Annotated in this window: 1 protein-coding gene; it reads right to left on the bottom strand. The window is 66.3% G+C overall.

All coding sequences use genetic code 11. The features are described 5' to 3' along the window. The coding region (locus ACLQ27_RS06480) for a hypothetical protein (RefSeq protein ID WP_425865900.1) at positions 1-1,046 on the bottom strand (1,046 nt) is incomplete at both ends.

Raw genomic sequence — 1,046 nt, forward strand, 5'->3', positions numbered from 1 at the left:
CACCACATCGCCATCGGCGTTACGGGTCACCGTGGTGCCATCACCGTACGTCCAGACGCTGCCACCGTCGCCGCTGTAAGCGACTTCGACCGACTGACCACCCACCGTGCCGTGCGTCGGCTTCCCATCCGCGGTAAACCGATCAAAGACCGCCCCCTCGGGGGTGGTCATCCGCACCACGTCGCCGGCGGCGTTGCGATCGACGCTGCTGCCGTCGCCGTATCGGTAGATGCTGGAGCCGTCGCCGTTGTAGGAGATGTCGACGTCCTGAGGCGGACCGCCACCGGCGCCCGGCATGGTGCCGTGGGTCGGCCTGCCGTCGGACGTGAACTTGTCGAACACCGCGCCGTCTGCCGTGCGCTGCCGAATCAGTTCACCGTTCGCGTCGCGCTCCAGCGTGGACCCGTCGGCGAAGTTGTAGATGCTGGAGCCGTCACCGTTGTACGAAATGTCGACGGCCTGACCGCCCACCGTGCCCTGCGTCGGCCTCCCGTCCGCGTCGAACCGGTCGAACACCGCGCCGTCGGCAGTCGTCTGCCGCACGACGTCACCGTCGGGGTCGCGCTGGATCGTGCTGCCGTCGTCGTACATCCAGGTGCTGGCGCCGTCGGCCGCGTACGAGATGTCGACCGACTGGCCGCCGACCGTACCGTGCATCGGTCGGGCCTGGTCATCGAACCGGTCGAAGACCGTGCCGTCCGCCGTCGTCTGACGAACCGGATCGCCGTTGGCGTCCTGCACGGAGACAGTGCCGTCGGCATAGCTCCAGGTGCTCGTGCCATCAGCGTTGTAGTCGATGGTGACCTCTTGCCCACCAACAACGCCATGAGTCGGCCTACCATCGCCGCTGAACGCATCGAACGACGCACCGTCGGGAGACGTCTGGCGCAGCGGATCGCCGTCAGCATCCTGAACCGAGACCGTCCCATCGGCATAAGTCCAGGTACTCGACCCATCAGCGTTGTAACCGATGGTGACCTCTTGCCCACCAACAACGCCATGAGTCGGCCTACCATCGCCGCTGAACGCATCGAACGACGCACCGT

Source organism: Micromonospora sp. DT63 (assembly GCF_049841615.1).
Lineage (GTDB): Bacteria > Actinomycetota > Actinomycetes > Mycobacteriales > Micromonosporaceae > Micromonospora.